Raw genomic sequence first — 20,220 nt, 5'->3', positions numbered from 1 at the left:
TGAGGAATCCGCCACAGCGACGAATCACAGGTTCCGCGCCATCGAGTACACGCCCGTGATCCACAGCACCAGCGGGATGATCGCGCAGATCAGCAGGTATTCGAAGATCTCGCCCGCGCGCCGGGTCACCGGGGTGATCTCCAGGTGCGGGCCCACGACCCCGAAAACCACCACCAGCAAGGCGAATCCGAGCAGCAGACCACCGCACAGCACCAGCCGCGCGGGGTCGGCGAGCGCCAATCCGACGAGCAGCCCGGCGATGAGCAGGGCGGCGGCGGAGATCATCGCGGCGGCCTGCGCCAGGTCGGCGAAGGCGCGCCCGCGCAGGCTCAGGATCACCGCGGCGATGACGGCCAGTGCGAGCTGCTGCCAGCGCGGGGCGTCCCACGGGTCGATCGCGCCGAGCGCACCGGTCACCACGGCCAGCGCGGCGGCCGCGATCATGCCGGTCTGATAGCGGTTGGCGGCATCCGCGCGCTGGCCCAGCCCGGCCGCCGAGGGCAGGGCGGTCGCGCCGATCGCGCCGATGCCCTCCAGGGTGGGGCGGGGTTCGTGGTCGGCCGGGTCGATGGCCGCGCCCGCGGTCGGCACCGGCGGGACCGGGAGCCGTGCGGCCAGCGCCGCCAGCCGGGGCACGGCCGAGAGCAGGGCGATACCGGCCACCATGACCCCGGAGGCCAGATGCGCGGGATCGGTGTCCCAGATCAGGCGCACGGCGGCGGAACCACCGGCGAAGACCGCGATGGTGATGGCGGCGGCGGTCAGCGTCGCGCCGACTCCGGTGGCGCGATAGAGCGCCACCGCGGCCACCAGGGTCGCCGAAAAGCCCAGCAGCGCAGCCGAACTACCGAGTTGTCCGGGGACCAGCAGCGCGCCGCCGCCGAAACAGAGCAGCAGCGCGCACACCGACAGCCCGACCCCGGTCACGGTGTCGAGGTACTTGCGGGCGGCGATGGCCGCGGCCACCCCGGCACCCACGGCGACGCCCAGGCACAGGAAGCCGGTGCCCAGCCCGCCGTCGCTGCCGCGTCGTTCGGCGAACAGCAGCAGCGCCAGAATCGTCGCCGTGACGGCCACGATCAGGCCGGACCATTTGGCCGCGACCGGCGACCAGCCGCGAAAGTCGTTGGCGGTCAACCGGGCCACGGCGTCGATGACATCGTCGAACAGCGCCGGCGCTTCCTTCGCGCCGACCGCGCGCAGCACCAGCAGCTCGCCGTCGTAGACCTCGGCCTCGGCCAGCGTGCGGCCGGGCGGGAGGGCGTCACGGCCCAGGCGGGCCAGCGTCCAGTGCTCGGATTTCAGTGCGGCCGAACCTTCTTCGGCATCCACCGGATCCGGATTGCGGGATGCGATGAGCGCCACCAGATCTCCGATGAACGCCCCGATCGGCACGGTGGCCGGAAGCCCCACATCGACCTGGGTGTTCCCGCCGATGACCGATACCCGGCACAGCTCAACCTCGGCGACTCGTGCGCCGCCGCTCAATGACTCGGTCAATTGCCGAACGACCCCAGTTCACTTCACACAATGCCGGTCCGCGGCATGCACAACACTTGTCTCAGCAACCTTGCGAAACATAATGTATCCCAAGGTCCTTGCCGATGCGATGGCTGAATGGGCCGGAAGATTAACGCAATTCATACACCGAGCAAATTCTGAGGACCGACGTCAATATGTCCGGCAATCGCCAAGCACAACGCGCCTTCGACGCCGGGGTACTTTCCCTCGGCCTCACCATCGACGGTCAGGAATCGGCCAAGGACCTCGAATACGCGAAGCTTGCGTTCGGGCGGGCCACCGAATGGGATGCGGGGATGGCCGACGCCTGGCTGGGCCGCGCCGCCGCCGGCGAGGTCACCCGGGAGGTGCTGTCCAACCTGTACAAGAACAGTTCCAGTCTGGGGCGGGAACAGCGCCGGGTCGGGCTCGCGCCACGCACGCTGGTGGGGCGCTTCCTGTCCGGGCTGTACATCGACTACCCGCTCGCCAGCCTCACCGAGATCGCGCTGGCCTATGCCGCGCAGCTCATCGCCGACAAGGATTACGACGAGGCCGAGCAGGTGCTCGATCAGCTCGCCGCGCAGCGGGCGGGCAACCGCTCGGATCCCGACTTCGAGATCGACAATCGGATCGCGGCGTATGTCCGTGGCGTCCTGCACTATTCGACGCAGCGCTGGCCGGATGTGATGGCCGTGCTCGCCGGATCGGCGGAGTGGCCGGACGCGTACCTGGCCGCGGGCGCGCATGTCATGGTCGGTTCGGCCTGTGCGCAGCTCGGACTGTACGGGGAGGCGGTGCGGCGGCTGGAGCAGGCCGAGGCCGGGCCGATTCCGGCGGCGCGCACCACCGCCATGTTCTGCCGCGGGCTGTGCCTGCGCGCCTCCGGGAAACAGGAGGAGGCGCAGCGGCTCTTCGAGCAGGTGTACTCGCAGGCGCCCGACTTCGCCGCCAATACCGCGGCCATGCGCGACCGCACCTACGGGATCACGGTGACCACCCGCGAGGCCATCGAATCGCGTACCGACCGCTGGGATCCGGCGTCCGCGCCGTCTGCCGAACAGTTGCGGGCCGCCGAACACGAAGACCGGGCTCAGCAGATTCTGGCCGACGCGCGTGCGGAATTGGACCGGCAGATCGGGCTCACCGCCGTCAAAACCCAGGTCGCCAAGTTGCAGGCGACCGCGCAGCTGGCCAAGATCCGGGCCGAAAAGGGTATGGCCAGCGTGCCGCGCGGCAACCATCTCGCCTTCACCGGACCGCCCGGAACGGGCAAGACGACCATCGCGCGCGTGGTGGCCAAGATCTATTGCGGCGTCGGGCTGTTGAAGACCGACAAGGTGGTCGAGGCCAAGCGCATGGACTTCGTCGGCCAGCATCTGGGCAGCACCGCCATCAAGACCGACAAGCTGATCGACAGCGCCATGGACGGCGTGCTGTTCATCGACGAGGCGTACACGCTGATCCAGACCGGGCTTTCGGGCGGCGACGCCTTCGGTCGCGAAGCGGTCGACACGCTGCTGGCGCGCATGGAGAACGACCGCGACCGGCTGGTCGTGATCATCGCCGGCTACGACGGTGAGATCGACCGGCTGCTGGCCGCCAATGACGGCCTCGCGTCCCGCTTCGCCAAGCGGCTCCAGTTCCCGTCCTACACACCGGAAGAGCTCGGCCAGATCGGCAATCTCATTGCCGGGTCCCGGGATTCCGAGCTGACGCCCGAGGCGGTGGCGCTGCTGGAGGCCGCCTGCGACAAGCTCTACAACTCCGAACGGACCGACCAGAGCGGACAGCCACGGCGCGGCATCGACCTCGCCGGCAATGGCCGCTTCATTCGCAATGTCATCGAGGCCGCCGAGGAGGAGCGGGAATTCCGCCTGGCCAACGACATTTCGCTCGACCTGGCCAGTGCGGACGCGGCGGTGCTCATGCGCATCGAAGCGCCCGACATGGAGGCCGCGCTCGCCACCGTGCTGTCGTCCCTCGGCGTCAACTGACGCCCACCGGTCAGAAGCCGGTGGGCAGGGCGTCGTGAGCGACCAGGGCCTCCTGCTTGGACAGTGTGGGGCCGGGCACGAGCTGGCCGACGATGCCCCAGGGGGCGGGCCGGGGCTTCTTGCCCAGGCCGAGCAGTTCACCGGTGGCGGCGTCGGGGACGCCGTAGCGAATCCCGTTCTCCGCCACATAGAACAGGCTGCCCAGGCGCGGGCTGCCGGGAGCCGTGCCGGTGGTCTGGAGGTATTCGCCGGAGCCGGGGCGCAGGTAGGCGGCATCGATGCGGTCGCCGACACCATCGGCGGTGGCGAGCGGGACCGGGGCGGCCGAATCCGGCAGGGGCAGGCGGGTTCCGGCGAAGAAGGTCAGGGTGGCGCGGCCGGCTTCGCCGTCCACCTCGCCCGCATCGGAAGTGTGCTGCTTGGACCAGTTCAAGCAGGTCACGGGGCTGTCGTCGGCGCGCAGGATGCGGGGGGCCACGGCGGGAAAGTGATCCAGCGGAAGACTGTGCAGCACCGGCATTCCGGTGAGCACGTCCGGCGGGACATCCTTGATCTCGCGCATGCCCTGGGAGTTCGCGGTGCGCAGCACCTCCGCGGTGAAATCGCCGATGCGCTGGACGCCGTCGGCCAGGACCACGTAGAGCGTGGACGCCGCGTCGCGCCCGACGCCCGCGACCGAGACGATGCCACCCACCGGCACCTCGGAAAGCTTGCCGGGACCGGGTCTTCCGGCCTCGGGGACAGTGGGCAGGGTCAGCGGCTGGACCGGGACGGCCGCGTCGAGCAGGCCGGTGCTGACCGGTCGGGGACGCAGGCCGATCAGGCCGAGCGCCCGCGCGATGACCGAATCGTTGGGGTCCACCTCGGCGCGTTTGCCGTCGTAGAGCAGGTAGGTCTTGTCGCCGCGCTTGGCCAGGACGGCTTCCTCGCGGGTGAAGGCGCGAATGCGGTCGCTCAGTTCGGGTTCGGTGGCCAGGACGGTGGTGCGCACGCCGGTCGAGGCCGCGGCGCTGCCGGTGATCGACAGCTCGGCGGTGTCGCACAGCGTCCAATCGGAGCGGTCGCTCTGCGCGGTGCCGGGCAGGGCGGCGGGCGCACCCGGGATGCCGAGCAGCGCGCCGCGCGGCTGCGAGGTCAGCTTGCTGTCCTTCACCGAGGTGGGGTTTTCCGCGCTGCCGCTGATCAGACGGGCCGAGGCCAGATTGAGCACCGGATGCAGACGGGTCTCCTTGGTTTGTTTGTCGGTGTAGAAGACATACAGCGCGCCGCTGTCCTTGCCCATCACGATCTTGGCGTCGCCGATGGCGCCTTGCGGGCGCAGGAAGGCCATGATGGCCGCGCCCGCCACCACCAGCACGCCCAGCACCGCGCCCACCATGAGCGAGCGCAGCTGCGAGCGCATGGGGTCGTGCAGCATGCGCACATCGCGGCGGACCAGGGCGTGGTCGAGGCGGCGCAGCAGGAAACGGTATCCGTTGACCTGGGCCCGGGTGGTCAGCTGAGCCGGCACGAAAACTCCATCGGACGGTGGTCGGGGGATCGGCGACGAAATTACCGTATTCGCCGCGTCTTTCGAATAGTTCGAGGCGTGGTTAACTCCGCGCGACCGGATTTCGGTTGCGCGGTACGGTAAATGCCGTGAGCGACGACACGCGCGATCCGGAGAATGATTCCGGCGCAGGCGAAAACGGTGCGCCGAATACACCGGAAAATGAAAACTCGGTGAACTCGAGTTTGCGCGATACCGAATTCTGGTTGTTCACCGATCTGCCGTTGCACGTGTTGATTCCGCTGGGACTGTTCGCCGCGCTGGCGGCATGGACAGCTGTGGCGCTGGATCTTTCGCCGATCTGGAGTGCCGTGATCGGCGCGCTGGTGTTCGCCGCGGGCGCGGCGCCGGTGCGCCGCCGCAGGCCGCGCGGCCCGGCCACCATGCTCGCCAACCGGATCACGCTCGCGGTGCGGCGGTGGCGCGCCCAATGTGCCACCGAGTCCGAGACCGAGCCGTTCGACGTCCCGCTGCCTGAAGGCGGCGTGTACGGAATGCATTGGAACGGTGGGCTTCTGGTGACCATGCTGCGCATCGATCCGCCGCCGGACACCCTCACGCTGCTGCGGCCGGGATCGATCAGCACCGATCAGCTGCTGCCGCTCGACGAGATCGCGGGCTGCCTGGGGCAGTTCGACATCACGCTGGATTCGGTGGATGTGATCGCCCTCGGTGCGCGCACCTCCGATGCGGGACCGCTGGGGCGGCTCTACGACCAGATCGTGGGCCCGCTGCCCGCCATCGCGCACCGCACGGTGTGGCTGGTGCTGCGGCTGGACCCGCTCGCCAATGCCACCGCCGTGGACAATCGTGGCGGCGGTGCCGTCGGCACCCTGCGCACGGCCATGATCGCCACCCGGCGCGTGGCCAACCGGCTTGCCGCCCAAGACATCTCGGCCTCGGTGCTGTCGGCGTCGGAGATGAACGCGGCGCTGCGCCGCCTCACCCGCGGCGTCCCGGTCACCGACTTCGTGGAGACCCCGGAAGCGCTGGTGCACGAGGGCATTCACCTGGCCAGCTACGACATGGACAGCGCGCACATCGATTCCGGCGGCTTCGCCGACATCTGGGCGACCCCCAGCCTCTGCACCACGATCACGGTGCGTCTGCGCCCGGCCCGCGATCGCGTGCTCGGCGGGCAGCCCGGTGACGCGGTGACGGTCCACGCCATGGTGCGCTTCGACACCGCCACCGCCCCCTCCGAACCACCGGTGAGCGGATTGCGCCCACTCACCGGCCAGCAACTCACCGCACTACTGGATTGCCTTCCGGCGCAACCGATCCACCGCCGCGACGACGGCTACCGGGGCCCACGCGACGCCCTGCTCGGCATCACCGTGCCCACGGCCGGCTGCGGCCAACTCATCGGCGCGGACGACGCCGGCCAGGGCATCGCAGTGCCCCTCATCGGTGACGGCACCCGCCACGTGGAGGTGGTGGGCCGCCTCGGCCTGGCCCAACAGGTCATCCTGCGCGCGCTGGCCCTGGGCGCCCGCGCGATAGTGCACACCGACCGTCCCGAACAGTGGCAGGCCATGGTCCTGAGAGTCGATATGCCCCAAGCACTCTCACTCGCCCCGCGCACCGCCGGCGCCACCGCCCACACCCCGCCGCCCACCCCCCAACCGAGCGCCGTCTTCCCGACCACCACGGTCGTAGTCTTCGACGGCATCGAACCCACCCTGCTGGCAGGCGGCGCGACCGTCGTCCACGTCCGCGCCCCCGAGGAACCCCCCACCGACTCCGACCCCGATGTGGTCCTCACCCAAGACCCCGCCCACCCCACCCGCATCACGGTCCGCACGCCGAGCACCGAGGTCACCGTCACCATGGTCACCACCCCCGACGAGATGGGCTACATCGGCGAATCCCTCTCGGCAACACGCTGAGACCGAAACCGCGAAGCCGGGTAGCGCGAGCCGCGGGATCGCCACTCAACCAGGCGGGCTCGCGGCTGCCACGACGGCCAGCAGGTCGAAGAAGCCCTAGCCGCCGAGGCGGCTCTCCAACGCTGTGCTGATCAGCGCACGAGCCGCTTTGCCGTATACCGCCTGCGCCTGTAGCGCCTTCCAGATGCGCTCGTACAAGGCGAGTTCGGCGCTCGTGACGACAGTGATCTCAGCACTGACGGTTTCGATCAGCGCGAGGCGGTCGTCGAAGAGATCGAATGACGTTGTCATGTAGGTGAACTCGGCGTCTCGGGGGACGATTCCGAACAGCATGCGCGGGATATCGAATGCCGAGTCGAGTAGGTACTGCAGCTGATCGACCATCACGTCGGAGTTCCCTACTGTCGTGTACAAGGCCGATTCGTCGGCGAGCAGGTTGAACCGGTGCCGAGGCTGCTGCAATACCTTGTGGCGTTCCATTCGTGCGGCGAGTGCCTCGCCGAGGTCATCGGGCGTGCCGAGGAACCGAATGCACTGGGACAGAACAGCACGCGCGTAGCTCTCGGTCTGGAGCAAGCCGGGTAGGACGACCGGTGCATAGGTACGTTGTAGCGTCGCACGGCTTTCGAGATCAACTTGCCTGCGTTGTCTACGAGTGTGCCCTGCTGCAGCAATCCGCTTCCACTCCGACCACTGCGCCTGGACATTGCGCAAACTGGCCAGCAGGTCAGGGAGAGCGAGGCGCGCGTCGCAAATCGCGCACCAAGTTTCGAGGTCGGCTTCACTGGGTGTCTGCCGGCCGAGTTCGATGCGGCTTGTTTTGGATTTGTGCCATCCCGCAGCGACGCTGAGCTGAACGGCGTCGAGGCGGGCATCCTTGCGGAGCTCGCGCAGACGCGCGCCCAGCGCAGCGCGTGCACGCAGTACCTCAGTCACGTCGTGACGTGCCCGAGGTAGTCGTGGTATGGAGTTGCCTCCCCCCAGACGCGATCGCGGATCGCAATCGCATTTGCGACCATGACGGTGTCCTCGGTTGCCGCTCCGCCGATCCAGAGTCCCTCGGCATCGAACAGACTGTATGCAACCGTCTGGTCGTCGAGCAGCCAGAAATCCTCGGTATGTGCATCTGTGGGAGGCGAGTTGTGTCGTGCCAAATAGCGCACGTCCTCGCCAGCAGCCACGTTGTAGCGAGTGAGGGCGAGCAGATAACGCGTGTATGCGGTGTGTGGTTCGGTGACGATTCGCACCCGATGCACGGCTACGCCGCGGCCGGCCATCCGACCGACTCGATTGATCCACGGGGCGAACCAGTCACCACCGGGGTCGGTGGTCTCATCGGCGAGAAATGCTCTCAGCGAGTCGGTTTCGATCTCGGCGCGGTAGTCGTCGTGCGTTTCCAGGTGGAACGCCCGAGTCTTCGCCCCGTCGAGCAGAAGGTCGAAGTCCTCACCCCCGAGGATCTGGCGCATCGGGGCTCACCTCCTGCCCGATGGGGATCTCGACCGCAGTTTCGTGACTCGGGATCTCCATGATTCCCAAGGCTTCCGGATCGGTGATGGGAGTTCCAGACAGCAGGAACGTCCCGTGTCCGGTGTCCTTGAGCCCAGCCATGCAAGTACCCGGACGGGCGTATTTGAGTAGACGATGCGGGATCTCGATCAGGTCTACCTCTGAAGTCCTCCAGCCTTGAACGGCGAAGGTGTTTCGATCGGTCAGATACAAACGCGGCGAACCCTGACCTCCAGTGTCACCGCCGAGTAACTCAACATGCATAATGCGACCTCGCTCGATCGGTTGCGTTTGAGTTCTCACATCTTCCCTGCTCAGGGCAATGCACGTCAACGAATCGTGCAACTTTGCGCAACTTCGTAGCCGCGCAACAGCGGGCGACCCTACCGTCAGTGCTAGCCCGGTGCCGGGTGGGTTGGGCAACGACCCACGGCATCGACCGAACCGCAACTGCCGGTCGGTGTACTGCGATCCCCGGCACCGGGCGCTCATCGGACTGTCGACGCCTGCGAAGAGGTACCGGACATGGACTTCATCCTTGCTTTCCTGCTCAGGCGGTGGTGACCGTGCTCGCCCACGCCACCGCCCTCGCCTACCTGCGTTCCGACATCTCAGGAGCACGCCAGCCCTTCGACGAAGCCCGCAACCGCAGCATCGCAAAACGCCTCGGCTACAACCTCTCCCGCACGGTTGTGTTCGGCGCACACACCGATGACCCGATCCAACGATTGATCAACGTCGCCCGCCGTATCGGGGCCGAAGCAGTGATCGTGCCCAGCCTCGCCCATTTCGGCGACACCATGCCCGAGCAGCTCGTCCAGATCGTTGACGTGATCACCGTCGAGCCCGCGCACACCTACGCGCGTTGGTCCACCGGCCTGCTGCCCGACGAGCTGAGGACCCGATGACCACCGCGCTGCTGCCGCCGACCCACACCCGGACGCGCGATGCCGGTGCGCGATGCTTCCTCGGGCTGCGGCGCTTCGCCGAGGTGTCCGGGAGTGCCACACGTTGGCCGGAACCGACGATCGTGTGCGCCGATTCGGTGAACATGTGCCGTGTGCACAGAGTCGCGAATGCTGGTTTGTGGCTGCGCATTTCGCGCAGTGAGCTCGCAGAGCCCGACTATTGGGTCGACGACAAGCCCGGGTGGCTCACGCGATGACTCGCTACGAGCACCCGAACCCATGGATCCAGGACTGCGCCCCGGTCGATGTCGACGCGCAGCAGAACGCCTATGCGCTGTCATCACGGGTCGAGTGTGGGCACCGGGTATGGGATCTGCTGCACAGCGGGCTGGAAATCGCTGCGGCCGACGGCGTCAGCCGCTTGGGGGTGGAACACCTGTTGCTTCAGCTGCTGCGTGATCCTTCTCTGATCCCGTCCGACGCACTCCGAGGGATGGGGCTCGAGCCGAGCATCGTGTTCAGGCGAATAGCGGATCTCGCCCTTCCAGGGTCGGAAGTGGCTCAGGGAATCTGGCAGCCTCGAAAGCCTACCGGCAAGGCCTTTGGCGACTGAGCAAGCTATGGATCGGATGACATGAGAATTTGGTGCAACGGAAGAGATGTGATCGCGCTCGCTGGGGCGGTCTGCGTATCTGTATCAATCGAAGGGTGTTCTGATTCCGAATCAGCTTCCCCCGCAGCGTCGTTCGCGTCGACACCGAAGGACTGCGCAGGGCTGATGGCGGCCGTATCGCAACCACTTGCCCAGTTCGCTGGGCAGCTGTTCGACTCTGCCGGGACATTCTCGAAAGTGGATATCTCCGATGTTCCCGCTGCTCCGGGGCAGGAAACACTGATGTGTTCGGCTCGGTACGGGCTGGAGACGTTCATGTCGCCCGCGGCCAATTCCGGGCAGCCGCGTCTACGTAGTGTTTCGATCCGTTTCAACGTTGATACCTCTGCCGATGCAGAGGCTGCGATCACACGCTTCTTCGACAGCTCGCAGAAGAGCTTCAACGGCAGCACGACCAAGCTGACCGCCCTAGGTTCGGATGCCTACGCCGGAACTCGGGTCAGCGGCCGTGTAGCGGAATCGGTAACCGAATTTCGAGTGGGCAATCTAGCTGTCGATGTCATCACCCGGGGTGAAAACTATGTGCGCGCAGGAGATTCGGAGGGAACGTCCGATTCTCCCGAGCTGACCACAGCTCTGCGATCTGGATCCGAGGCGATCGCCCGAGCGGTGAACGCCAACCTCACATCGCTCATGCCCTGAGTACTCAACGCCGATTCGCAACGCTGTTGCTACTGATTCTGATGGCAGTGATAGGGGGCGAGCAGGGGGGCCGGTCGGGGTGATGAAACCCCGACCGGCCGCTCGCGAGAAGGTCTCGTTAGATGTCGGCGAAGCCGTCGCCGATCTTGCCGTCGGTGCCGAGGGCGCGGTGGAGGGCGTTCTCGACCTCGGCGGCGATCTTGTCGAGGATGACGAGGGTGTCGGTGAACTCGCCGTCCCATTCGCCCTTGGTGGATTGGAAGACGCCGAGGGCGCCGTTGTCGGCCCAGGCTGCGGCCAGGGTGGTGGCCGCGTCGTTCATTTCCTGGCCGCGGTCGGTGAGGGCCTGGCGGAAGCCCTGCAGGTCGCTGAACAGGGTCAGCATCTGGCCCTGGTCGTACTCCATGTAATCGGGGTCGTTGACGCCCATTGCTGATCCTTTCGGGGGTCCTGAATGTCTTTGTGGTGCTGGGGGTTAGATGCGGATGTAGGAGAAGGCGTCCTCGCCCTCCTGGTCCATCCGCTTGTACTGCACGTTGCCGGCGCCGACCTGCTGGGTGATGCGGTTGAGGATGCCGTTGAGGCGGTCGGCCTCTTCCTTCCAGGCGTTGGCGGCCTCGTTGAACTTGCCGCGCGCCGCACCGGCCCAGCCGCGGGCGGCCTCGACCTCATCGGTGATCTGCTTGATCGTCCAGCGCATGCCCTCGACCGCGTTGGCCATGTCGCCCTCGGCCTTGGAACCGCCGGCTGCGTCGTGCTGTACCTTCGACATCGTCGAATCCTTTCGTTTCGTGGGTGAAACCCCGAAGTGCGATGCCATGGCGGCATCATCGGGAGATGAAGCGGGCGCTCGGCCCTCCAGCTCTGGGTTACCGCCACCTTTCCCCGGGCAGCATGTCGATCAGGCCCGAGATCGCTTGCGCGAGACGGTGATCGCTGCCCGGTGTGAGGGTGGACCAGACCTGCTGATCCGGCGCGTAACCGGGCGCGGCCACCAGGCGACCGCGTTCGGTGTCGTACACGGCGACAGCGCCGGGGGGCCGGATGGTGCTGCCGTCCTCGTGGGCTTGCGCCACGATTTCGGCATAGGCGCGGGTGGTGGCGAACGCCAAACCGTATGCGGTGGCGTCTCTTTCGGGGACGCCGAGGGCGTACACGGCGTCGGCGAAGTCGATGGAACTGTGCGCGGCGTCCAGGCGCTCGGCGAGTTCGGCTGCGGGAGCGCTGAATCCGGCGACGTCGGCGGGCGGGCAGGAGCCCAGCGCACGCAGCAGCGGGGCGAGCAGGGCCGAACCGGCGCCGTCCTCCCAGACCGTCCGGATGTCGAAGCTGTCGCCGTCGCGCACCGCCAGCACGTGATCCCCGGCCCGGCGCGCCAGGCAGAGCCGGATCGGTTGCGGCGCACCGGTGTACACGCGGGCGACGACCTCGCGATCGGGTTGCGCCAGCACCAGCAGGGCGGTCGCCAGTTCGGGGTCGACCTCACCGTAGCCGTCCAGCAGGCCGGCGGCGCGCAGGTCGCGCACCGCCCGCCGCTGCGCCAGAGTCCATTCCTCGAACGAATCCTGTTGCGGTGCGACCGCGAGCACGGTCGGGAAGGTCTGCACCCGCAGGCATTCGGCCACCGCGAGCAGGCCGTCATTGGTCAGCGTGGTCACGACTGCCCACCGCCTACCGCCTCGGGGCGGACGGGTGCGGGTTCCGGGGCTCCGAGAACAGCTGGGGCGGAGACGATTCCGATCTCGGATTCGAAGCCCTCGCCGACGGCGAGACCGCTGCGCACCTCGTGCTCCTCTTCCTGGGCAGCCGCGCCGGAGGACATCGGGGCATAAGGCAGGGTGCTGTTCGCCGGAGCCGTCGTTACCGGATGGGATGCAACGGTTTCCACTATATTGGCGGACACCGGGGTCGTTATGAGGGTGGGCGCGCGCAACGGAACCTTGACCTGAGTCACCGTGGGCATACGGAAACCGCCGTACGGCAGGCCCCCCATCGGGTTGCCCGACAACGGGTTCGCCGGTTCGCCGGGCGTTCCGGCCTGCTCGGCCGCCAGCGCGGCCTCGGCGGCCACCACCGGGGGACGCTCCTGCTCCCACGCCTTCGACAAAGGCTCCGTGGCGGTTTCGTACTCGCGCATGACACGCGACGCGGCGGCCTTGGCCGCGTCGGCGGCGTCGTCATTGCCCGCCGCGATCGCCTTGACCGGTGCGCCCAGGGCCGCACCGATCTGGCCCAGCAGCTGCCGCACCTGCTCGATGGCCTCCAGCTGGGCGGTGTTCGGCATGGCCAGGCGCGCCAATTCATAGGTGGCGGCCTGGGTTTCGGCGCGCACCGCATTGGCCGTCGCCGCCGCGGCGGCTTCCCCGAGCCAGGTGCGCAGGGTGGAGACCCGTTCGATCATGTCCTGGCTGGCGGTGGACTGCCAGCCCGCCCGCAGCCCGTTCATGACCGCCTCGTATTCGAGGACCGCCGCACCCAGCCCGGCCGCCAGTCGCGCCCAAGCGATTCCGGCCTCGGCCATGGGCAGCGCCCCGGGCCCGGTGGTGAGTTCGCGCGCCAGCCGCTCGGGTTCGCGGCCGTCCCAGAGCACCCCGGTGAAGCCCGGCTCCGGTGGTTCGATCATCGGCGACTCCCGTCCGAACGCCCGCTAGACGGCCACGCTCGCGGTGACCGCGTCGAAGGCGCCCGCCGACTCCTCCTCGTCAGCGGCCACCCGCACCACGTGATTGCGCAGTGCGGCAGCGAGTTTGCGCATCTCGAAGACGGCGTCACCGGCCCCGGCGAGGAAGTCCCGCGCGACATCGGTCATGGTCTGCGCGGCGCGCACCGACACCTCGTCGAGGCCCGCGGGCGCGACGGTCAGCGCCGGCTCGCCGCTGCGCAGTTCGGCGAGCAGCCGGTCGGCCAGCACGTCCAGTGCGACGGCGGCGTCGGTGGCCGCCTTGGAATCGAACTGCACACCGGCGAAAGTCGTGTCACCACTGGTCATGGCAATCTCCTAGAGGGTGAGTTCCTTGTCGGGCAGTGGTTGCGCGCCGCGTTCGAGCGCGCCGACCACCGGGAGGGAGGCTGCTTCCACTTCGCCGACCATCTCCTCGCCGTGTTGCAGGGAGAGCAGGTGCGCGGGGTTGTGCCCGGCGTCGCCCGCGGTGCGCGAGGCTCCGGCCGCGCCGCCCATGGGCATGGCGCTGGTGCCGGGCTGTGCGGCGGAGGCGGCACGCAGGGCCGAACCGGAATCGACTGCGCCGCCGCCGGTTCCGCTAGCGGTGACGGTGCCGCCGACCGTGCGGGGCGCGGAGTATTCGCGCAGCGGGCTGGAGATCGGGGATCCACCCGTGACCGGCACACCGCTGCCACCGCCGCCACCGATTGTGGTGGTGTCGGCGGGAACGGTCTCGGCCACGTCCGTCAGGGAGGTGGTCGTGGTGGTGTCGGTGGTGGAGTTCTTCAGATCGTCGCTGATATCGGACAACCCGTCGGACGCCTTGCTCATCAGGCTCGTGATGGCGGACAGCACCGATTGCAGCTGCGAGGAACTGTCCACGCCAGTAGGAGCTTCGGTGACGTCGACCTTCTGCCCGGCCGCGGTCATATTCGCGGTGTGCACGGTCATCTCGGCACGGGTCTTGCCGACGACGGCCAGACCCTCGGTCACCGATTCGGCGGTCGCGGTGGCCAGGAAGATCTGACCGGCGGGCGTCGCCAGGAAGGGCGCGGAGGCCGTCACCATGGCGACGTATTTCGCTATGACAGCGGTCATTTCGGCCCCGCCGACGGCCACCGTGGTGGCTCCGCCGGTCAGCACCGCCTTCTCCTGCACGGCCTGGGTGGACAGTTCGGCGCTGTCGGTGCCGGCCTGACCCGATTTGGTGGCCGCGCCGGTCGCACCCATGCCCTGCCACAGCGACATGAGCGCCGACAGCGCGGACGAACCGGTCTCCAGTGCGGTGGACAGGGCGGAGGTGACATCGGAGAGCACCTTCGTCGGGTCGATGCCCGTCGCGGAGATGTCGAAGGTTCCGGTGCCGAAACTGCTCGCCAGATCGGTGAGCGGGCGGGTCAGCGCCGTCAGGTCGATCACCGGCAGGGCGGGCATATCCGGCAGCGGCGGCAGGGCGGGGAGCTGCGGCAGCGTGGGAAGCCCCAGATCCGTGAGGATCTCGTCGACCGGACGGTCGATGTGCGGGGCCAGCGCGCTGCCGCGCAATAGCTCCCCGATGGCGGGATCGAGGCCGTCGCTCATGCCAAAGATGCCACCGTGGCGAGGAATTCGCCGCCGGACTCCACCTCGGTGGCGACGTAGGCGGCGGCGGCCTCGTGCGCGGTGAGCGCGGTGCCCTCGTAGACGCCCGCCAGTTCCAGGACTGAACTCATGTGGTTGGCCTGGGCAATGGCGAAGGCGGCGAGGAAGTCCTGGCCGATGAGGCCGAACACCGGGGTGGCCGCGGCGACGGTGGCCGTCTGGTCGATGGCTCCCGCCGCGGCGACGGCTGCCGCCTGCGCGGACGCGGCGAGACCGTACGCCCGGATCGCCTCGGGTGCTGCTGCGAAGTGACTCATCGAAATCCTCGCCTGGTGCCGCGAAATATGAACCGTCCGAACGGTATTACCCGGATCGCATGGCTCGTAAGGTGGATTACGGAAACTTTGGACCGGCGCCGTGAACGGTTGGTGACCAATCGGCGACTTCCGAGTTGAATGCCACCACCAGTTCGGCGCGGCGCGCGAAGGCGGCATAGGCCGCGGCGGCCGCGGTGCGCACCACCACGTCCTCGAACTCGTGCGGGGTGAGGCGTGAAACCTCTTGGGACAGGGTCAGATCGATGAGGGCGCCGGTGCCGTCCACCTCGGCGGTGACGATGCCGTCCGGATCGGTTTCGGTGGCGCGGACCGCCTTCAGATCGTCGGCCAGATCACGCATGCGGTAGAGGCGGCGGCGTACGGCCGCCTCCAGCTCGTCCATGGTCTCGTACACGAGCGCTCCCCTTCTCACACCTGACGGAGCCAGGACTGCGGCTCCGTCTCGTACTCGCCCTCGTCGCTGATCTCCTGTGCCGCAGCAGCTTCCGCGGTCGGGAGGCCGGTCAGGGCGAGCATGGACTCCGGAATCCCGGCCTCCAGCAACGCGGCTCGCCGCGCCACACCGGCGCGATTGGCGGCGGTGCGGCACAGGCGCAGCAGTTCCGCGGCCAGCTGGGCCGGATCGCGGCGCAACTCCGCGGCTTCGATCGTGATGCCCAGGGGCAGGCCCTGCTCCGTGGTGCGCACCGCGATCGATCCGGTGCGGGATACGGCCGTCCACTCGGCCGGGGCCGGGTGCGGGTCGGTCATCGATGTCCTTTCGATGCGGATCGCCGTCAGGCGCGCTCGTCGCGGATGGCCGCCACCACGGCGGCGATGCGGTTGTTCAGCAAGAGCCGCAGGCGTTTTCGATCCACCGGCATGGCGACCGGCGGGGTCTGGTCGTCGATCACGTAGCGGCCGTCGTCGATCAGATCCCGCCAGGTGAGGCGGTGGCTGGTGATGCCGCGCGGGCCGAACAGCGAATGGCCCTGCTGGATGGTGATCGAGCCGGTGCGCTCGGCGGGCATGCGCAGGAAGGCCGCCGCGCGTTCGGCGGCGGATTCGGCGAACGAATCCCGGACCGCGGAGCGCTCGTAGCTGTAGTCGAGGTTCTCCTCGTCGGCCGGTGTGGCCAGGACCAGCTGGGGCAGCCGGCCCGCCGGGAGCTCCGGCATGGCCTCGGCGACCACGTCGGCCAGTTCGAGGGCGGTGCACTCGGTGATGATGAAACCGCCGCTGTACCAGTGGGATTCGCCGGGCAGTTCGGTCACCAGACAGCCCAGGTCGCCGCGGCGGACGGCCAGCAGGCGGACCAGACCGGCGGGGCGGTCCAGGTCGGCCGGATCCCAGGCGTCCACCACCACCCGAATATCCGGGTGCGCAATGGTTTCCATCAGCGGATACAGCTCGCCGTCGTAGCGGTCGCGCAGGTTCCGGCGGGTTATCTCCTTGGCCCGCGCGAACTCTCGGATGGTGGGGATCTTCGTGGTGAACACGAAGGGGGCGGGCGGATACTCCTCCCGCCGGGCGTCCTCCCACAGCACCATGAACTCGAGATCGGTGAGACGCCAGCTGTATCGGATGGGGGTCAGGGTCACTGCTCCACCACCGGTCGGGCCACGACGGGCGGGGTGCCGAGCGCCTCGTCCAGGTTCTCGGTGCTGTCCAGGTAGTCGGCGCGTTTGTGGTCCTTTTCGCCCTGCTTCTGCCCGGCGCCCGCACCGCCACCGCCGCCACCCGGGCCGTACGGCATACCGGAATTCGCGAGACCGGCGCGGCCGACGGCCGAGGCCGCGACCGGGGTGGGTGCGGAGGCTCGAGGGAAAAGCTTGGCGTCGGTGGGGGCCGTGGCGCGGGGTGCGCCGCCTCCGCCTCCCGCACCGCCACCGCCGCCGCCTTTGAGCAGGTTCTTCAGTGGATTGGTGCCGGCGGGGTTGGTACCCGCGGGGTTGGTGCCGGCCGGGGTGGTGGTGACGGGCGGGGTCACGCCGGTGTCGGTGCCGCCGGTGTCGGTGCCACCGTTGTCGGTGCCGCCACCATCGTTGCCGCCGTTGTCATTTCCACCGTTGTCGTTGCCGCCGCCGTCGTTGTTCCCCCCACCGTCGTTGTTGCCACCGCCGTCGTTGTTGCCACCGCCGTCGTTGTTCCCGCCGCCGTCGTTGTTTCCACCGCCGTCGTTGTTCCCACCGCCGTCGTTGTTGCCGCCACCGCCGTCGTTGTTCCCGCCACCGTCGTTATTGCCACCGCCATCGTTATTGCCACCACCGCCGTTGTCGCCGGGGTTGTAGCCCGAGCCGCCGCGACGGCCGGAGCCGCCGCCGCCTCCGGTGTCACCCGTGCCGCCGGTCCCTCCGGTGCCGGTGGTGCCGCCCGTGCCGTCGCCGGAACCCGTGGTCGGGTTGATGGCGTCCGGCAGCTTCGGGATGGCCGAACTCGAATTCTCGATACCCGGCACATAGAGGCTGCTGTAAGCGGATTGGGCCGCGGGCAGGTACTGCTCCTTGATCGCCTCCGGGCTCGCGATGTACGGCGACACGTTGGGGAGCGCGTTGGCCAGGCTCCGCATCGAACCCGAGGTCTCGTTCAGATTCCGGCCCAGGATCGACATCTCCTCGGAGAGGTTCACGATATTGTCGGCGTACGCCTGGATCGCGGCCTTGGCCTTGGCGGAGGCGGGAGAATTCCACATGCCGTCGCGCAGATTGTTCTCGATGGTGGTGTGGAAGGTGCCCGAATCGGTTTTCAGGTTCGATGCCATCCACGACCAGCTGCCGCCCATGTCGGTGATCTGACTCGCGGTGCGGCTCAACTGGTTCCGCAGCTTCCAGTAGTCCTCGTAGGTGAGGTAGCTGGGCGGCTCGGCGTCGACCGGACGGGTGTCGAGACCCTCCTTGCGCTTGGCCACGGCGGCCAGGTCGGAGGGCTGTTCGGGTGTCGAGACCGGGTACTGGCCGCTGGTCGGCCGCGCGTACGGGATTCCGCTCGTCCGGCGGGCGAACGGGCTGTTGTTCGTCACCGGCGAGTACAAGCCCCCGGTGGTCGACCAACTCGGCGCCTGGGTTTCGCCGACCAGCGGGTGATGAGCGATATCGCGGCGGTCCGAGGTATTGGCTCGCTTCAGCTGGTCGAAGGCCTGCTCGGTGGTCTGCTCGCCCTGCCGGTACAGCTTGCCCGCATTGAGGAAGGTCGTGACGATATCGGAGAGGATGCTCTTGTGCTGGCCGAGGATGGTGCCCAGGTCACCGCCGGCATCGAAGAACTTGCGCGCCAAGCGATTTCCGGATGGCAGGCCGCCGAAGATCTCCGCGGTGTAGTCGCTGGTGCCCGCGACATAGGTGACCCAGCCGTTGACCATGTTGACGCTCAACAGCAGATCCATTGCGGCATTGGCGGATTGCTCCGCCGCCGACGGCGCGACCTCCAGGGTGCTGCCCTGGGCCGACTGCTGGCGGATCTCACCCCATGGACTGGTCATGACTCCTGCTATCGCTGCGAGGGATTGCGGTGCCGGGTCCGGAAACGCTGCTCGAACTCGGGGATGTACTGCGATGGCGGCACCGAGGACGAAGACTGTTCCAGCACACCGTCATCGGCGACGTAGAAGATCGCGCGGCCGATCGAGACCTCGCCCGGCCGAGTCGGGACATAGATCATCCAGCCCACGCCGAGGCGATCGGCGCGCAACTGATCCAGCGGGTAGCCGGAGGTGTCGGCGCCCTGCGCGGAAATGAACCGGCGCACCTGATCGAGGGCTTCCGCGCTGGGAATCGGATCCGGCAGGGACAGGGTGAGACCGGCCATGGTCAGCTGGTAGAAGGCGCTGTCGATATCGAAGACGTCCGGGTCGCCGAAGGCGGCGGCCACCGTGTCATGGGTGACCACGCCGACCTCGGCCGCCTCCACCAGGGCCTGCACCGCGGCGCGCTGCTCGGCGGTGGGGTCGGCGGTGATCAGGCCGCACACCACGTCGGTGACGGTGCCGCGGGTCCACATGCCGGGGACGGCGGCCGCGAGATCGTCGGCGGGCGGGGACTCGGCGCGGTACCAGCGGCCGTTCTCCCACCAGTAGCAGAACGAGAGCAGGCCGTTGGCCGCACGCGGATTCAGGACCGGGCCGGCGACCCAGGCGGGCGCGCCCGAATACAGCTGGGGCAGAGCGGATCCGGTGTTGTATGCGGCATCCAGCTCCGGGGCGTTCCAGACGCCGCCGGACAGCACGGCGCGGCCGCCGGGCAGCGCGTACAGGGTCGAGCCGCTGCGCTTGCTGCCCTCGAAGTAGCCGAGGGCGGGCAGAATGCGTGGCCCCCACTGGGATCCGGCCGCCACGAACGCGGCGGCCAGCACCGACCAGCGTGACCACATGAGCGGGAACTCGGGGAAGTCGTTGTCGGACACGGTGGCTCGGATGGCGCCCGCGCGGTCGGCGCGCGCCTGCACGGCGGCGGTCCGTGGCGTACGAGTCTGACGGTCGCCGTGGCCGATGTAGGCGGCCAGCCACACCGGCAGCGAATTGCGCGGGTACACCGCGAGATCGGCGCGATAGACCTCCGGCGGGAAGAGCTGCTCGTCCGGGAACGGTTCGTCGCCGTAGTCGTAGTCGACTTCGATCGCGCCGCTCACCGCCAGCGACAGCTGCAAGCGCCACCACGGGCCGTCGCCCAGCTCTGCGCTCACATTCCGTTGCGCGCGAAGCAGTTCCAGCACCTGTGTGCTCGGCTGAACGCGTTCGGTGCGCTGCTCGGCGTCGGAGAAGAACACCTGCGCGATCTCCACCTCGGTGGTCAGCACGAACAATGCGTCCAGCTGCTGCCAGTCTTGCGGGCCGGAACGCGCCAGCGCGATGGCGATCTCGTGCATGAGCCGGGTGGCGCGCTGCTCGGCATCCTCCGGCTCGAGCGGCTCGTTCGCGGGTTCCGCCACCGGCTGGTCTGTCGCAGTGGATGGTTCGCGACCCTCGTCCTCTGGTTTGCTCACCTCAGCGCCATCTCCT

21 protein-coding genes are annotated in these 20,220 nt (G+C 68.3%); 5 read left to right on the top strand and 16 right to left on the bottom strand.

Features of this window, described 5'->3' with window-relative positions:
* Positions 1–24 precede the first annotated feature (24 nt).
* On the bottom strand, positions 25–1,500 hold the full coding sequence (gene eccD / locus H0264_RS06060; RefSeq protein ID WP_181583048.1) for a type VII secretion integral membrane protein EccD: 1,476 nt from the start codon (positions 1,498–1,500) through the stop codon (positions 25–27).
* A gap of 176 nt (positions 1,501–1,676) precedes the next feature.
* Here eccD and eccA point away from each other — a divergent pair, with 176 nt between their 5' ends.
* Entirely contained in the window at positions 1,677–3,497 is a 1,821-nt protein-coding gene (eccA, locus tag H0264_RS06055) for a type VII secretion AAA-ATPase EccA (protein ID WP_181583047.1), read from the top strand.
* A 10-nt stretch (positions 3,498–3,507) separates the two neighbouring features.
* Here eccA and eccB read toward each other — a convergent pair whose 3' ends face one another.
* Positions 3,508–5,007, bottom strand: a complete 1,500-nt coding sequence (eccB, locus tag H0264_RS06050; RefSeq protein WP_181583046.1) for a type VII secretion protein EccB — start codon at positions 5,005–5,007, stop codon at positions 3,508–3,510.
* A gap of 128 nt (positions 5,008–5,135) precedes the next feature.
* Here eccB and eccE point away from each other — a divergent pair, with 128 nt between their 5' ends.
* Positions 5,136–6,935 carry a type VII secretion protein EccE gene (gene eccE / locus H0264_RS06045; protein WP_181583045.1) on the top strand — a complete coding sequence of 600 codons (1,800 nt, stop codon included), beginning with the start codon at positions 5,136–5,138 and terminating at the stop codon, positions 6,933–6,935.
* Between the two features lie 96 nt (positions 6,936–7,031).
* Here eccE and H0264_RS06040 read toward each other — a convergent pair whose 3' ends face one another.
* Complete coding sequence (locus H0264_RS06040) at positions 7,032–7,871, bottom strand: helix-turn-helix domain-containing protein (RefSeq protein WP_181583044.1); 840 nt, start codon at positions 7,869–7,871, stop codon at positions 7,032–7,034.
* Positions 7,868–8,404 carry a DUF6879 family protein gene (locus H0264_RS06035; RefSeq protein WP_181583043.1) on the bottom strand — a complete coding sequence of 179 codons (537 nt, stop codon included), beginning with the start codon at positions 8,402–8,404 and terminating at the stop codon, positions 7,868–7,870. The genes H0264_RS06040 and H0264_RS06035 overlap by 4 nt, the downstream gene beginning before the upstream one ends.
* A 597-nt stretch (positions 8,405–9,001) precedes the next feature.
* On the opposite strand from H0264_RS06035, the gene H0264_RS06030 reads away from it, so the two are divergent.
* The 3 genes from H0264_RS06030 to H0264_RS06020 all read left to right on the top strand — a co-directional run bounded on the left by H0264_RS06030 (position 9,002) and on the right by H0264_RS06020 (position 10,667).
* Positions 9,002–9,352: a hypothetical protein gene (locus tag H0264_RS06030; RefSeq protein ID WP_244976113.1), complete on the top strand. Its 351-nt coding sequence runs from the start codon at positions 9,002–9,004 to the stop codon at positions 9,350–9,352.
* Between the two features lie 253 nt (positions 9,353–9,605).
* On the top strand, positions 9,606–9,965 hold the full coding sequence (locus H0264_RS06025) for a Clp protease N-terminal domain-containing protein (protein ID WP_181583042.1): 360 nt from the start codon (positions 9,606–9,608) through the stop codon (positions 9,963–9,965).
* A 48-nt stretch (positions 9,966–10,013) separates the two neighbouring features.
* Positions 10,014–10,667 carry a hypothetical protein gene (locus tag H0264_RS06020; protein ID WP_181583041.1) on the top strand — a complete coding sequence of 218 codons (654 nt, stop codon included), beginning with the start codon at positions 10,014–10,016 and terminating at the stop codon, positions 10,665–10,667.
* Positions 10,668–10,785: 118 nt separating this feature from the next.
* Here the strand turns inward: H0264_RS06020 and H0264_RS06015 are convergent, their stop codons facing one another.
* The 12 genes from H0264_RS06015 to H0264_RS05960 form a co-directional block, all read right to left on the bottom strand.
* The gene (locus tag H0264_RS06015; RefSeq protein ID WP_181583040.1) at positions 10,786–11,097 is read right to left on the bottom strand and encodes a type VII secretion protein EsxR; all 312 of its coding nucleotides are present in this window, start codon (positions 11,095–11,097) and stop codon (positions 10,786–10,788) included.
* 45 nt (positions 11,098–11,142) lie between these two features.
* The gene (locus H0264_RS06010; RefSeq protein WP_181583039.1) at positions 11,143–11,439 is read right to left on the bottom strand and encodes a WXG100 family type VII secretion target; all 297 of its coding nucleotides are present in this window, start codon (positions 11,437–11,439) and stop codon (positions 11,143–11,145) included.
* Positions 11,440–11,536: 97 nt separating this feature from the next.
* Complete coding sequence (locus H0264_RS06005; protein ID WP_181583038.1) at positions 11,537–12,325, bottom strand: ESX secretion-associated protein EspG; 789 nt, start codon at positions 12,323–12,325, stop codon at positions 11,537–11,539.
* Positions 12,322–13,290, bottom strand: coding sequence for a PPE domain-containing protein (locus H0264_RS06000; protein WP_181583037.1), 969 nt, complete (start codon positions 13,288–13,290; stop codon positions 12,322–12,324). Before H0264_RS06000 ends, H0264_RS06005 begins: the two co-directional genes overlap by 4 nt.
* A gap of 24 nt (positions 13,291–13,314) precedes the next feature.
* Positions 13,315–13,656 (bottom strand): PE domain-containing protein, encoded by a 342-nt coding sequence (locus H0264_RS05995; protein WP_181583036.1) that lies wholly within the window; start codon positions 13,654–13,656, stop codon positions 13,315–13,317.
* A 9-nt stretch (positions 13,657–13,665) separates the two neighbouring features.
* Positions 13,666–14,910, bottom strand: a complete 1,245-nt coding sequence (locus H0264_RS05990; RefSeq protein WP_181583035.1) for a hypothetical protein — start codon at positions 14,908–14,910, stop codon at positions 13,666–13,668.
* A complete protein-coding gene (locus H0264_RS05985; protein WP_181583034.1) occupies positions 14,907–15,227 on the bottom strand; it encodes a type VII secretion target in 321 nt (106 codons plus the stop codon). The genes H0264_RS05990 and H0264_RS05985 overlap by 4 nt, the downstream gene beginning before the upstream one ends.
* 76 nt (positions 15,228–15,303) lie before the next feature.
* Positions 15,304–15,642 carry a YbaB/EbfC family nucleoid-associated protein gene (locus tag H0264_RS05980; protein WP_181583033.1) on the bottom strand — a complete coding sequence of 113 codons (339 nt, stop codon included), beginning with the start codon at positions 15,640–15,642 and terminating at the stop codon, positions 15,304–15,306.
* 14 nt (positions 15,643–15,656) lie between these two features.
* The gene (locus tag H0264_RS05975; protein WP_181583032.1) at positions 15,657–15,998 is read right to left on the bottom strand and encodes a hypothetical protein; all 342 of its coding nucleotides are present in this window, start codon (positions 15,996–15,998) and stop codon (positions 15,657–15,659) included.
* Positions 15,999–16,024: 26 nt separating this feature from the next.
* On the bottom strand, positions 16,025–16,828 hold the full coding sequence (locus H0264_RS05970; RefSeq protein ID WP_181583031.1) for an ESX secretion-associated protein EspG: 804 nt from the start codon (positions 16,826–16,828) through the stop codon (positions 16,025–16,027).
* Complete coding sequence (locus tag H0264_RS38960) at positions 16,825–18,705, bottom strand: hypothetical protein (protein ID WP_181583030.1); 1,881 nt, start codon at positions 18,703–18,705, stop codon at positions 16,825–16,827. Before H0264_RS38960 ends, H0264_RS05970 begins: the two co-directional genes overlap by 4 nt.
* Positions 18,706–18,713: 8 nt before the next feature.
* Positions 18,714–20,204, bottom strand: coding sequence for a hypothetical protein (locus H0264_RS05960; protein WP_244976112.1), 1,491 nt, complete (start codon positions 20,202–20,204; stop codon positions 18,714–18,716).
* Positions 20,205–20,220: the final 16 nt, after the last annotated feature.

It is taken from the genome of Nocardia huaxiensis (assembly GCF_013744875.1).
Taxonomy (GTDB): domain Bacteria; phylum Actinomycetota; class Actinomycetes; order Mycobacteriales; family Mycobacteriaceae; genus Nocardia; species Nocardia huaxiensis.
This window is presented reverse-complemented; position numbering and strand designations above follow the sequence as displayed.